Genomic DNA, 13,973 nt, shown 5'->3' on the forward strand with positions numbered 1-13,973 from the left:
TCTAGCAAATATCACGATCGTTACAAAAGCCTTTTGATCCATTGGGATGTAAGCTTTTCTTGCACACGATTTTGCCCAAGGCGTGTTGCAAGATTACCAAAATCAACCTGATCCAAATCTTGGTCTTGGTTGCGGCAGGAATAGACAATGGTTTCCTCGCCGGTAATTGGATCCACATGTCGCTGCAAACATTGGGCACAAATTTCCTTCATCATACATTGCATAGGCGAATTAATGCTGCCTACGGCCAAATGAGTTGTTTTAAGGAATGGGGATAATTGCAAATGACGCGCCATGGCAACCGCTGCCATCATTCGATCAGATCCGATTGCAATAATACGGTCAACATCCTCTAAGAGAATTGTATTATTTCCTAAAGCTCCGTGACCATGAGCTTCGATGGCTTGCACAATATTTCCCACAAAAGTTTTATCTTGAGGGCGTGTTGGTTTAAAGCCGGGCGCCTCATCACAACACCAAATGACTTCATCTGCAGCTTGCTCTATCTCATCAATCTTATATCGATCTTCAAGTTTCTTATAGCCAGCAAAGTATAAAACGCGACATCCTTTAGCGCCCATGGCCTGACCGATCGAGAATAAAACAGCATTGCCTAAGCCACCGCCAACCAGCATGACAGTTTCATTGCTTGGAATATGGGTTGGCTCGCCTGTTGGCCCCATCAGAACAACTGACTCCCCAGGGGTTAATTTGGTACACAATGACGATGACCCACCCATTTCTAGGACTATTGTCGATAGAAGGCCCTGTTCTTGATCAACCGAAGCCCCAGTCAAGGCCAAACCTTCCATAGCTAAACGCGTATGATCATTGATGACAGCATACTGCTCAAAGTTTTGGAGTCGATAAAACTGACCGGGTTTAAAATTACGTGCTTGGTAAGGTGCCTTGATGACAACTTCAACAATTGTTGGGGTAAGACGATTGACAGCATGGACCGTTGCCTTGAATAAATCTTTAGCGATTGACTGTCCGCCAGAAGCTTTCGCTAACGTTCTCGAGATCACAGGATAGCCTTGCTTTGCACTTGCCATAGCTTTAACCACATTCCCTGCATAAGACGGGTGCATGTCCCCAAAAAAGGACGCGTATTTCCCAGGGCGCAATTCTGTCATCAAGACATGAACATCATCAGGTTTACACAACCGTTCGGGTGATACAGGCTGCCCTGCCTCATCAATGGCTTGAAAGGTTTTGCCATCCAAAACAAAGCGATCTGGCTCATCATAAGTCAAGTTGATATTAGGCTTTGTGCCAGCTGCAACTAAAATAGTATGGGCTGGCAAAGTACGTGTTTTATCTTCACATTTTAAATCAATGGAAACAGCCTTATTGCGTGTATTGACATTAATTGCAAGGGGGGTCGCCTGATCAAGAATCCGAATTCCTTCTTCCAAGGCCTTGGTAATTTCCTCATGGTTCAGCGTATAGCTTGGCGCTTGTGTCAGATCGCGACGATAAGCCAACGTAACGCCGCCCCATTGCTTAACAAGAGGAGCAAAGTCAGGAAGTTCCCCAGACTGCAGAGCCCGTTGACGTTCAGCAATAACGGCTCGACCGTGCCGTAGATACTCTTGAACAAGTTCCTGTTCAGTTTCTGCAAAAGAGCTAAGAACCTGTGATTCAGAGGTCTCAGCTACAAGGATGTCAAAGCGCTTCGTAAATTTTTCCACTTGGATTGGATAATAAGCCAAGACTTCTGTTGCCGTATCGATCGCAGTCAATCCACCACCAATCACCACAGCCGGAAGTCGCACCTGAAGATTTGCCAAAGAATCCGCCTTGGCTGCTCCGGTTAACTGCAAAGCCATTAAGAAATCACTAGCTTGGCGCACACCAGCTGCCAGACTGTTTTTCACATTAATAAGAGTTGGACTCCCTGCCCCCATGCACAATGCCACATGATCAAAGCCTAGGTCTAACGCCTGATCCATCGTCAATGTTCCACCAAATCGCACACCTCCTGTAAGGTTAAATTGCTCACGACGCTCTAACAGCAATCGGATAATCTTGAGGAAATTTTTGTCCCATCGGACCGTAATTCCGTATTCAGCAACCCCACCAAATCCCCCAATAATCCGTTGATCCAGATCGTCCATCAACACAGAAACATCTTTAATAAGGGTGGTCGTGAGTGCCTCCTCTAAAGGCTCAATCTTTAAACCATCAATGGCCGTGACCCGATGACCATCATTCATCAAATGATGCGCTAGGGTAAAGCCAGCGGGTCCCATCCCCACCACTAATACATTTTTTCCTGTATCCGGCAATGGCAAAGGACGGCCAAAATTTAGAGGATTCCATCGTGTCAGCAAGCTATAGATTTCAAAACCCCACGGCAAATCCAAAACATCCCGTAAACTTTGCGTTTCAATAGCAGGAATATTTACAGGCTCTTGTTTTTGGTAAATACAAGATTTCATACAATCGTTACAAATGCGGTGCCCCGTCGCAGCGGCCATCGGGTTATCAATGGTGATAATCGCAAGAGCGCCCACCGCATACCCAAGGCTGCGCACCTCATTCATCTCTGATATTTTTTCCTCGAGTGGACATCCATTCAGTGTTGTCCCCAACGGGCTTTTTTGGAATTTATCAGGGCTCTCCCCCTTAGGCTTAAGTCCCTTTGAACAAGAATCTTTGCCCTGATGATGACACCAAATGCAATAATTAGCTTGATCTAAAGCCTGTAGGCGCGTAACACCGTCATCCGTCAACTTAAATCCGTCACGACGCCGAGCATGCTCTGGCAGGCCTTGCCAACAACCATCCGCATCTTTGATCATAGGCACCAGACTTTGGTAGTCCAGTTTATGGGGCAGCGCAAACAAAACCCAACCTTTGTGGGCATGCTGTCCTTCCTTCGAATGCACAGCCCAAGCACAATAGCGAGCCGCCAAATCTAAGAATTCCGCATGACCCTGTTCGTCTTGTTGCCAGTCTGTAATTTGTTGCGCCAAGGTAACGTCGTTAAAGTCAGGAATAAATTGAGTAAGCTTTCTACGCAAAGCTGTCCCGTCAAAAACCAAAACATCTTGGACAGAATATTTGCGGACGGCTTGACGTTGCACGAATAAACGCTTGACGGAAAAGACAGGGGCCAACGCATGATGAGCTTTTTGTAAAGCAGCCACGTCTTGTTTAATATCAAAAAGATCAGCGATAAAATCTTCGACAACAGGAGCCAGAGCGATCAATATATCGCTGTCATTAACTTTACTCTGACGTGCTTTGATATAGCGCTCATATAGATCAGAGTCAATGGACTGAACAAAAGATAAGAACTGTTGATCAATAGACTCAAGGCCTGCTTGGGAATATAAATTAGAAAAAGTTAAAGTCATAAGCGGGATCCTAAAAATTAGTCAAATAAATTACATTCAATATAAACTTGGTCAGATGTACTATTCTCCAACGCATACTTTACATGTGGAATTATCGGTATTGGCAGATTAGACACCGAAAACCATCCCATCTCCACAAATTTATCTGGTTCATTGTTGATAGGATTTTGATCACGAACAGCCGCCCCAAAATAAAAACAAACATCTTCCCATGCTTCCTGTGGATTGTGAATACTCGGAACTCTATTGTAGCAAACAAACTCTAGATTTAGGTCAGCGTTGATGCCAACTTCTTCAAGACATTCACGAACAGCCGCTTGCTTTGGACTTTCGCCATCGTCAATTTTCCCCGTAGGCAGATGCCAATAGCCACCAAAGACTTTTGCAGTTTCAGATCGACGCAACAATAGGATCTTGTCATCTTTGCGGAGAATAATCTGAGGAAAAGTTGGTTTTAAACTATGCAACATCAATACCTCTTTGAGCTGGGATGATTCACCTCTCCCTTATAGGGGGAAGATGGGTTAAGATCAAATCATCATTTTTTCTTTATTTCTTGTTAAGATAATGCTATTTACGGTAAGCATTCAATGAATTTATGTGGATAAGATGAGAGTTTTTATTGCCTTAGGCAGCAATCTGGGAGATGGCGCTGACAATTTATGCCAAGCAATTGATCAAATTGCAAAAAACTACCCTATTATAACCCGTTCATCTGTCTTGATAACCAAAGCAAAATACATTGAAGATCAACCGGACTTTTACAATCAAGTCATCGAAGTCCAAGGTCACGGATCAGCCTTGGAGATGTTAGCCTATCTGCATCAAATCGAGCATGACATGGGACGTGTTCGCACCATCAAATATGGCCCCCGAATTATTGATTTGGATATTGTGTTCTTTGGCAATCAAATTATCAATACAAACGAATTGCAAATTCCACACCCCGGCCTGTTTGAACGGGACTTTGTTCTATCCCCTCTTAACGAAATCGCCCCAGATTTTATCTGCCCGGCAACAGGTAAGACGGTCAGGGAATTGTATAGAAAAATAAAGATTGATAGTATTAAGATATAAGTATAGCAAAACAAATTAGCAATGTTTTGTATAAGGATTGAACCAATAGGTAATTTATGTTTCTGGTCAAGTTTCGTCCCCTAACAGCAAATACGTTAAATTCACTAATACAAAAAACTGTTAAGTTTTCAACAGTTTACGATTTTAATGATTTTAATGAGCTAAACTATGCAGGTTATGATTTTCTAAATAAAAACGATGAAATAGATTTGAAAATCAAAAAGAAAATTGAGACTTATCTAACATTCCCCAGCAACCGGGTTCAAATGTTCAGAAATGCTCAAGAGAGTGGTTCGTATTGTAAAGAGTATTTAGATGAACACAGCCATCATTTTCTACATTCTCCACATTTCACCTTAGAAACTACTCCTAGTCTTGATAGATTTGCATGCGAAAACGTTGTATATTCAAACATTGGTATTCTATCTCTCAGCGATATCTCTGTTTTCCAAGACAATGCTGCTCAAATCATGTTCGCCCATTATGCTGATAACCTTAAAGGGATTGCACTGATATTTGAGATTGAAGATAACAAGCCGCACAAAATTCAATACAAACAAGATCATGGCAAAGAATCATGGGTACAGTGTTATTCTGTAGACAACATTATAAAATGGATGGAAGGAACTTACGATGATATGCGTTGCTTTACTAAAAAATCAAAGTATTGGTCTTATGAAAAGGAATATAGGTTATTTAATAAACCTGGCCTAAACAAGTGTGAAAATGTTGGTTTAAATCTAAAAGCAATTCTTTACACCACCAGAACAAACCCTAATTTTATTGAAACTTTAAATGAGATCAACGATAAATTCTACAGTTCCTCAGTTATTATCAAAAAACTTACTCCTCCAGTAAGGCCCAAAGCATTTTCTATAATTGAGAATAAGCAAAGTGTTAAGGTTTATGAATGGTTAGAGAAAAACCTAAAAGACCATCAATAAAGATAATTTTATTTTAGCTAAACACAATAATACGCGCTTGACAAATATAGCATATATGCTATATTGTTTTTATGAAATGGAACGTGATTGTACACCCTAAAGCTAAAAAAGAAATCGAAGCTCTGCCGATAGATATGAGAGCGAAACTTGTACGCATATTAGAATTAATGCAAGCAACAAGCCCTTTTGAGATTAAAGAACCGCTCGTTAAAAATCTAGGAGGAAAGCTCATGGAAATTAGGTTACAAGGAAAAGACGGGATCGCACGCGTACTATATGTTCTTGTAAAAGAAAAACGTATTGCATTAATCCATGCGTTTGTAAAGAAAACACAAAAAACACCAAGAACAGCTATTGAATGTGCCTTAAGAAGAGCAGGAGAAATTGAACATGAATAAATTTCTGAATTTTGACGATTTAAAAAAAGAATGGATGCAAGACCCAAACTTTGAAAGAGAGTATAATAGCCTAGAATTAGAGTTTGAAATTGCTCTGGAACTTTTGAATGCGCGCAAGAAATCAGGGCTAACTCAAAAAGAAATTGCCGAACGAATGGGAACGACACAGTCTGTTGTGGCGCGTCTAGAGTCAGGCAAAGCTATCCCCAATATTAAAACACTAGAAAAATATGCACAAGCAACAGGCGGCCACATCCATTTTTCCATTACATAAATAGCATCACAAAATGATTGACTATTACCCTAATTTTGGTAATTTCTAAGTAGTGCTGAAGTAGCTCAGTTGGTAGAGCAACTGATTCGTAATCAGTAGGTCGCAAGTTCGACTCTTGTCTTCAGCACCATAAATCCCGTAGTTCTCAAGGGGCGGCCAAAAACCACAAAATTAATTCAGATACCCTATAGCTAGATCATTCTAATTCGGCTCTAAAACCTAAAAAAATCCGTATCCTTGGTTTAGAATGACGGAGTTTCAAAAACTATCGTCCTTGTATATAAAACAACTAGACATGAAGCAGCAGACAAGTCCGTCATCCTCGACTAGGAATTCTCGGTTTTCAACGAAAACCATGAGAATTTCTTGATCGGGGATCCAGGAAACACAGGAAATCATAAGAAATTATAGATCTCCAATCAATCAAAGCTAAGGTTTTCTAGCGAAACCCTAGCTTTGCTAGCCGGAGATGACGATTTCGTCTTGCAACCAGATCGATATTTGGGCTCAAACCCTTGGGTCATTTTAGGCATCGGAATGTGGGCAAGATTTCGCCATAAATCCCCCTAAAAAACTAAATTTTTACAAATATTTATCACAACGGATGTAATGACTTTTGTGGTCAAAAATTATTCCTTATAAAATTTATTATGGAATTTTTGGGCTTTTTTAAAAAAAGCACAAAAAAGTGTAAAAAACACAAAAAAACACGATTTTAGCTCTTGTAAAATGGTTAACAAGTTGTTAAAAAAATCACTAAGTTTTTGAATTGACTGGTAAATAAAATTTTAGCAACCGCTAAATTTTGACCGTCAATCCTGTAGGCAGTTTTGTTGTTCTTCCGCATCCCCTTGGGTTATGGCTCAAGGGGATTTTACTTTGAGGTAACTATGTTTAGTTTTCGTAAAATTATCAATATCTTGGTGCTGATCTCTTATGTCAAAATGACAATTGTCTCCTCCTTTGCGATGGATTCGGCGTATTTTGGTCTGAATGATAAAATCAGAATTCAGATTACGAAAAACCAAGCAGGTGGTGAACTGGAATCCATGGGCCTGCGTGTTTTCACTAAAGATAAAGCTTCATCCTCGAATTCTGACTATAAATTGCTTCAGCAAGACTCGGTTGATTTTGTGGAAGGACTGTTTTCCAATGGCGTTATGCCATTAACGGGTTTACAGCAGAATGTCATTCAGTGGACTATACCGGGGCTTGGCTCAGTCATCATTGACCCCAATGGTGAAGTTACCTTCAAAGAGATGACGAACACCCACAACACGATCAAAATTGTCACACCCGGTATTGTTGTGTTTCAGGCCTGTGCTTTGGCGAATGTTAGTCTAAGAGTACAGGGGGCTGCCATTTCAGATGGATCTCATATCGGCTACCTCAAGGCAAGATTATCAAACTTAGGGAGTCTGATGTTGGTGGGGAACGCTGAGCAAAGGCTTGGTCACTTGGATTTATTCTCCGGCCATCTTCATAATTTCAGCCAGCTGAGCATCCTTAGAAATTCGCGATGGAATTTGCATGGCAATGCCGCTATTAATTATGCCAATATCAGTATCGGCGCAAGAGCAAACTTTGTTGTTGATAACGCGCTTTTCTTTGTCAATTTGAATCGCATTACAGGAAATCGTTTGGTTCTGCTTGGTAGGCAAAATGCCATAACAGAAGACGATGTTGCAACGCAAATGGCCCTGATGACCAGCATGTCAACCCTTTTGCCACAGTTGCTGAGTACGAACCAATTCCCAAGTCTAACATCTGCTGCCTTAAATTACCTCGTTCCCGTTATTGGTCAAGGTTTAAATCTTGGGACAATAGACGTCCAAAACCTAGCCAGCAATAGAACAAAGATTAAAAATGCTGAAATCGGCTCAATCACGATTACAGACGGATCTCAGTCAAAAGTTGGCATTCTCAAAAACGAAGGGCTTTTTAAAACACTCGCCTCAACAGGTCCTGTTCCCCTCATGTTCCGAAAACTTAGCAATGACGGCGTTCTTGAGTGCGCCTCAAAACTGATTATTGTCCGGTCTAAATTTGGCACAGCCAGTCGCCTGATTACCAGAACAACCGAAGCCATTCAATTTCTAACACCAACAATCTTGCGCGGGACATTGGCGCAAGTAATGCCCATGACCCTGCAGGGGCGCGTCACTAATAAGGCAATTTTTGAGGTTCTTCCTGACTTGCTATCACCATCGTTCACCCTGAATGTCGATGGTTCCTTTGATAACCATACCTCCATGGACATGGCTTATGATTTATTTTTGACAGGGGGAGGACTCTTTACAAACTATGCTGAATTAAAGACCAACCGTTTTGTGGCGTCTGCTATGGTTGCAAACCGCAATTTAATCTCGGCAACGGATGTGCAAGTTGACTCACCTGTTTTCAGTAATAGTGATGGTCGAGTTATAGCATCATCCCAAGTTCAGATTACTGGGGATATTCTGGATAACAGCAACGGTCAAATTTTTGCCGGTGGTAAAGTCACCACGCAGATCAAAAGTCTAGATAATACAAACGGCGTTATTGATGGTGTCGGTGGCACGGATGTAACCCTAACAGGAACAAATTTCAATGGTTCAGGCGGTCGCATTGGAAATGTGGGCGAGACAAATCTGACTTTTGCCCAAGATACCACCGTTGAGGATATTGGGACAGTTGCCGGCGATAAAACGCGCCTTAAAGAAGACAAAACAGGACGCACCGTTACAATTAATAAGGGCGTCGTCGAAGGGAAAACAATTTCTCATATCTTGCTCTCGAACATTACGGCTAACGTTGATTTTGCAACGCCACTTTTATATATATCATCACCCAATTGGCGTTTCTCGAATCAGGCTCAGGTTGCACGGACAATGGTCTCTGTTTTACCAACCCAAAACTATCAGCTTATCAATGCTTATCGTACCAAGGGAACCCTAGAGTTATGGCAAAACGGCATTCACAGCTTAACCGACATTGAAAAGCATTGGGAAAGCTTGTACGGCGATAAAACAACAGAAAAACCGGTACCAACCCATACGGTCAGTATCTTAGCCAGCCTGCAAGCCGACAAGGGATTCAAATTCTACCTGCCCCAAGCAACGCTCCATATCAACGACAGTGGTGCAGAGAATATGACGGAACTGCTGTGTCCTGACAGCCAACTGCACATGCGTGTGGCAAAGTTCGATCTAGAGCGCGGCTGCGTTGCAGCCTTAACAGCGGACAGCTGGGCTGCCCACGGTCATCATATTGGTCGCCTTGTCGAAGATCCGACCCGCAAAGTTTTTGCGTCGTTTTTTGATCCGACATCATCCCATAATTTGGGAGAGTATATCACAAATGTTAGCCTCCGTTTTGACGGCAAAACCTATGAAGATGTTTACGATGGTCATCATCTGTTGACACTGCCATTCTTTGTGGCAAACGGTAGCCAATTTATCATACGTGACGGATCATCCTTACGCGGTCATGTTGTGCAGCGTGCTCTTTATAACGCCAGACAGACCACCTTAGACACGGACCAACCTTCAACCTTTGTCGGATCAACAAGCACCTTTGAAGATACCCTGCATCTTAAGAAGAGCGGAAATATTACATCCTCTCTGCCTATTGGTGTTGTCGACTTCACCTATAACGGCTCAGAGCAACGTTCTTATGAATTTCGTGTGGGTGCGGCTGACTCTTTCCGTGCCGGGGTTATGCAGTCCGACCAACCTTTGGAATTCTTGACTCTTGCTAGTGATAGCCACGTCGACCAATTCGTTGGCGAAGTCAGAAAGCCCTGCCATGAACATAACGCCCCGCTTAAATCCATTGTGGTAGATATGGCCGGTGATCAAGGAAAGACATATGCACGAGCGAGACGTAATGATTTCACTCAAGTACGTTATATGGATAGACTTTGGAATGTTTATACATCGCCTGATGGGACGGAATCTATTCGTATGCCCGGAAATGTTTCATCATGGCCGTATCGGAATTTTGAACCACTTCGTTCTCAGTTTTGTCAGCATTGGAGTCCCGTATCCTACGCGGTTTATTTTTACCATTATACCCAAGGTCTCAAGGGTGGCACTCACCTCCACGTTCCCCATTCCAGTTCTGTTGATGGGGGGATGACCCTTGTCGATACGAACACGCGTATTGAAGGGATCGTCCAAACCAGCCGTGCGCTTTTTGCAGTTGCTCAGGGCAGTCATTTTGTTCTCGGCACCAACAACCCGTACTTTATCCCAAAAGCAGACCCTGTTCGCAACTTGATGGAAGGCAAATTCCACAGCTTTAACATCCATCTGACACCGGATCTTAGAGCCATGTTGGATCGGGTCAACGCGCCACAATTCCTCTTTGCCATGCGGGCGCGGTTCTGGCACGATGACGCTGCCTCTCAAGAGTTTTACGCTCCGATCATCAACGATGTGGTTGTCTACCACCCTCGCGATGGTTTCCGCAAAATCCAAGGTCGCACTGTCTTTAGCCTATCGCCTGAGCTTTTGTTAGAACGTGTTCGCAGTGAAGCTCAGACTGTTCTCTTGCGCGGTTATGTGGATGATAACACGACCATTGATCCGGCATACCTGCAACAGTTGCACCGTAATGCAGCAGATTATTTGCGCGATTGCAACCTCGATGCGCCGTCCGTCTCCCGTGCTTTGGTCTCCGGTCATGCCAACACTTTGCCGGATGTGACAAAGCCTATGTTGATCTATACCAGCATGATCAATGAGCAAGGGGTCGAAGAACTCTCGCCGCGTTTGATTATCCCGCCGGCCATGATTGATGAGATGCGCAAAGCCAAGGGTGGATACGTCCGTACCAACGTTTTAGCCATTTTGGACAATACGGTAACCCTTGATGAAGCCCTGCACCTCTATCGGGATCAACCGAAATTGGTTGCCGACCTAAAGCAATATGCCGAGCAAAATCCGGACTCAGTCGCCCAGTGGGATGCTCGCGCCAAACGGGCAAAGGAACTTAAAGGCGATCCGCTTGCCACCGAAAAAATGCTCCAAGAGTTTGGCTCAACAACATTGTTGGGAACCATTAAGGTTGGTCAATTAGGCATCAACACCTCAACCCCGCTGTTCATCCGAGCCGACATCGACGCCCAAGATGCGTTCCTAAAAAGCTTGTGCGATATCATGATTCAGTCAGAGAAAGGACGTGTTTATACCTCTCGTGAAAATTTCTATGAAAAGATTACCACCCAAGCCCGAATTCATGTGGCCGGATTGCTAAAGATCATCACCGCCGAAAACCTAACCATGGAATCTGTCAAGACCCATTCAGGCTTAGGCACGGAAATGAAAGCCTTGGGCAGCATCTTTGATATCCCCATTGAATTAATTTCGCATTCGGTTATGGTTGAGCACGGTAAGAAAAGGACGACCCGCACCGAGACAACACGCACAACCAATGTGGGGTCGAATCACTCGTCTGATGCGACGATTAGTCAAACAGCAGGGGCGAACATACTCCACCAAAAAGTGCACTACGAAGCTAAAGAAAAACTCAGGTTCACCGCCGGAGAAAACATTGAGAGTCGTGACGCCCATGATACCGAGCAAACGAAACGTGAAACAACCAAAGAAGGAACCTTCCGTACCAAAACAACAACCGAGTGCTCAGGCAGTTCAACGTCAAAAAGCTCAACCTATAAGACAGCTGATGCGGGATTCAAAGCTGAAAGAGGCAACGCCACCTTCACCAATACAATCTTTGATTGCCTGACGACTAACATTGAGACGCTCCAAGGGCTAACCTCGTTCCTGTTGGGGGTTAACGACGCTTACTACAGCTGTGTCAAATCCTCTATGGGGGCGGCGTGGAGTCGCACCAGCATGATCAACGAACAGCATCGCACCTATGCTCAATCTAAGATTCTCGGCAAGATGCACGTGCACTCCAAGGAAACCTTGATTCAGCTGGTCGAAGGTCAATCCCAAGAGATCCTTGATCTGATTGAGGTCGATGGTGGCCCCGTCGTCAAGCAATTCCTTAAGGAAATGCACAAGCATGAACGCAAGGTCATACAAGGCCCCGGCCAAGCCCTTATGGCCATTATTGCGGTTGCCATGACGATTCTGACACAGGGTGCAGCAGCCCCCCTTGCGGCAAAGATTGGGTTAGGTTCAGGTCTGGTAGCCAAGGCTGTCATGGGCGCAGTACTTTCTGCTGTTGCAACGCAGCTGACGGCGGCGACCATGCAGAACAAAGGAAACCCGTTCAAGGCCGCCAAAACATTGGCGACGAAGGAATTCCTTAAGAGCCTTGCTATAAAAATGGCTTCGGCCGGCCTCACCGCCGGTGTTATGGCGCACTTTAAGATCGAAGTTCCCGATGCGTCTGCTACCGATAACTTATCAAATGCGGATCTTTTCCTAAAGCAAATGGCCTATAACGCCGTGCAAGAAACTGTTTGCATCGGCGTACGAGCGACTCTGGGCGGGGAAAAGCTTGAGGACTTGATCAAAGACGGCCTCATTAATATCGGGGTCGGCTCGATCGCCCAGTTCATAGCGACAAAGATTGGTGCTGCCCGCTATGCTCAGCTCAAAGCTGAAAACAACAGCCTCAGCGATTACATGCTCCACAAGATGTATCACGGGATCTTGGGTGCCGGTCGAGGGGCAGCACTTGCTGCTCTGCGCGGTGAAAACGTCGGATCCGCTGCCCTTGGTGGCTCCATCGGTGGTATCGTCGCTGAAGTTGTGGCAGAGGGGATGCGCGAGCGGATGTTGCGCCAAACATCTGAGCGGTTTAAAAGCGGTTCTGATGGCTTATCTCCTGAAAAGAAGATTGAGCTTTACAACAGAATCCGTTCAGAAGAACTTGCAAAAGTCCGTGGCTTTGGTGAAGGTGCCTCGATCATCTTTGCCACCCTATTCAAGAGCAGCATTGACCAAGCTCAAGGGGCAGCGCGCAACGCCATTGACAACAACGCCAGTCATGCCTTTGCTTGGGGGATGCCACCGGATGTGATGCGCTCCATCCAAACGGCCATGGCAGCAGGAGCAGCTGGTATTGTTGCAGCGGGTGAGGCTTTAGCCGCGGGAGCAGCTGCGGCCGGCGGGGCAGTTGTTGCGGTGTATGCAGGTGTGGCAATCATTGCAATCGGTGGTGTGTATTATTACGTGACCATGGATGCCGAACCTGAGGCTAGCAAACCCAAGGTCGAATCCTTCCCAGAGGCAGAAGCCCGCCCGCAAAGTTTTACAACACCAGCCCACGAGTCCAAACCGACAACGCACGCGACTCCTGCGCACGATCAAGCAAGCTCATCCAACGATAAAGGATTTGACACATACGAGGGTCCAGATGCTAGAGTATTTACGAGTGATCGAAAAGATAACTGTAGTAAGGGTGAAAGTCCAATTTGGAAAGGGTTTAAACCATATAGGGGTGCCGTTAAAACTAACGGTCTTAGTGGGAAAAGTAAGGAGTTTTACGAGTGGGATTTTACACATAGTGATATTGAGGTTTATAATAAAGACAGGAAACACATAGGGTCAATGGACCCTCAAACAGGAAAAATGTATAAACCCGCAGTTCCAGCAAGAAAGCTAAACATATGAGTGAAAAAATAAATCATTGTTGTTCTGAATTTGACTATTTTATAAAAAATGGCGAAGTGGCACTTTGTTACAATGATACTTATAGAGAGTATGGAATTAATGTCTTAGACGGAGGGTCATCCTTCATTCAAATTAAATATTGCCCTTGGTGTGGTAATAAATTTCCAAAAGATGTAGGGGATGAATTTTCTCAAATCATCTACGATGAATTAAACCTCGATGGTCCTGATGACCCTAAATTACCAAAAGAGTTTAAAAGTCGTGAATGGTGGGTGAAACGAGGGCTGTAAACTCTACGCCCTCACCCATCTAAACAACACGATCCAACGGTGAAACCGATG

Annotated in this window: 8 protein-coding genes and 1 tRNA gene; 7 read left to right on the forward strand and 2 right to left on the reverse strand. The window is 44.2% G+C overall.

Annotation, left to right across the window (positions count from 1 at the left end):
• Nucleotides 1-20: 20 nt before the first annotated feature.
• Complete coding sequence (locus tag KF820_02985; protein MBX3457310.1) at nt 21-3,365, reverse strand: FAD-dependent oxidoreductase; 3,345 nt, start codon at nt 3,363-3,365, stop codon at nt 21-23.
• Between the two features lie 17 nt (nt 3,366-3,382).
• Nucleotides 3,383-3,835 carry an NUDIX hydrolase gene (locus KF820_02990; GenBank protein ID MBX3457311.1) on the reverse strand — a complete coding sequence of 151 codons (453 nt, stop codon included), beginning with the start codon at nt 3,833-3,835 and terminating at the stop codon, nt 3,383-3,385.
• 139 nt (nt 3,836-3,974) lie between these two features.
• Between KF820_02990 and folK the strand changes: the two genes are divergently transcribed.
• The 7 genes from folK (at nt 3,975) to KF820_03025 (ending at nt 13,922) form a co-directional block, all read left to right on the forward strand.
• Complete coding sequence (folK, locus tag KF820_02995) at nt 3,975-4,442, forward strand: 2-amino-4-hydroxy-6-hydroxymethyldihydropteridine diphosphokinase (GenBank protein MBX3457312.1); 468 nt, start codon at nt 3,975-3,977, stop codon at nt 4,440-4,442.
• Between the two features lie 56 nt (nt 4,443-4,498).
• Nucleotides 4,499-5,386 (forward strand): DUF2971 domain-containing protein, encoded by an 888-nt coding sequence (locus KF820_03000; protein MBX3457313.1) that lies wholly within the window; start codon nt 4,499-4,501, stop codon nt 5,384-5,386.
• A gap of 71 nt (nt 5,387-5,457) precedes the next feature.
• Complete coding sequence (locus KF820_03005) at nt 5,458-5,784, forward strand: type II toxin-antitoxin system RelE/ParE family toxin (GenBank protein ID MBX3457314.1); 327 nt, start codon at nt 5,458-5,460, stop codon at nt 5,782-5,784.
• A complete protein-coding gene (locus KF820_03010) occupies nt 5,777-6,058 on the forward strand; it encodes a helix-turn-helix transcriptional regulator (protein MBX3457315.1) in 282 nt (93 codons plus the stop codon). The genes KF820_03005 and KF820_03010 overlap by 8 nt, the downstream gene beginning before the upstream one ends.
• Before the next feature lie 54 nt (nt 6,059-6,112).
• A tRNA-Thr gene (locus tag KF820_03015) sits at nt 6,113-6,188 on the forward strand.
• Between the two features lie 760 nt (nt 6,189-6,948).
• On the forward strand, nt 6,949-13,632 hold the full coding sequence (locus KF820_03020) for a DUF637 domain-containing protein (protein MBX3457316.1): 6,684 nt from the start codon (nt 6,949-6,951) through the stop codon (nt 13,630-13,632).
• The gene (locus KF820_03025; GenBank protein ID MBX3457317.1) at nt 13,629-13,922 is read left to right on the forward strand and encodes a hypothetical protein; all 294 of its coding nucleotides are present in this window, start codon (nt 13,629-13,631) and stop codon (nt 13,920-13,922) included. The genes KF820_03020 and KF820_03025 overlap by 4 nt, the downstream gene beginning before the upstream one ends.
• Nucleotides 13,923-13,973: the final 51 nt, after the last annotated feature.

This window comes from Candidatus Paracaedibacteraceae bacterium (assembly GCA_019636055.1).
Lineage (GTDB): Bacteria > Pseudomonadota > Alphaproteobacteria > Paracaedibacterales > Paracaedibacteraceae > Paracaedibacter.